1 protein-coding gene and 1 pseudogene are annotated in these 574 nt (G+C 73.7%); both read right to left on the bottom strand.

What is annotated here, in order from left to right; all coding sequences use genetic code 11:
• A partial coding sequence (locus TN53_RS41885; RefSeq protein WP_159038281.1) for an SDR family NAD(P)-dependent oxidoreductase occupies positions 1 to 243 on the bottom strand: 243 nt, incomplete at its 3' end.
• Positions 244 to 317: 74 nt separating this feature from the next.
• Positions 318 to 574 (bottom strand): annotated as a pseudogene (locus tag TN53_RS48895) (hypothetical protein); the annotation flags it as partial.

The raw sequence follows: 574 nt of genomic DNA, 5'->3' as shown, positions 1-574 counted from the left end.
GCCGAGACTGGTCCGTACGGTGCGTGCAGCCGCCGCCAGCGCGGCGGGATCCGTGATGTCGACCTCGACGGCCAGCGCCGGCCCCGGCAGGGTCGCGGCCTGCTGCTCCAGGGCAGCCTTCTCGTGGCCCAGCAGCGCGGTGCGGGCGCCGCGGCGGGCGATTTCCCGGGCCATCGCCGCCCCCAGGCCGCGAGCGGCTCCGGTGCCGACGACCGTTCGGCCGGCGAGTGGGCTGCTGCGCACGAGGTGACCTTCTCTTTCCGTCGGCTGCGCGTCCTGATCACCACTTCGGCGCGGAAGTGGCGCTCGGATGCGGCTCACGTCCCGCGAGACGGCGAGCACCCGGAGTGGTCGGGGTGGCCGCGGGTGCGGCGCTCTTCCTCCAGCTCCGCCTCGTACAGGTGGTCGCGGCCCTGCCCGAGTGCCCCGGAATGACGTTGCGCACCGGAATCTCCGAGCGGACCTTCTCGGCCCATTCGGGGTGACCGGCCGCACGCAGCAGTCGGACAGCGCGGTCCAGCTCCAAGCCGGCGCCGCCGGTCGGTTGATGGAGGTCGTACAGCCGGTCTTCTGG

Source organism: Streptomyces sp. WM6386 (assembly GCF_000972385.1).
Lineage (GTDB): Bacteria > Actinomycetota > Actinomycetes > Streptomycetales > Streptomycetaceae > Streptomyces.
Note: the sequence above shows the minus strand (reverse complement) of the source record. Positions and strands in the feature narration are given on the sequence as shown.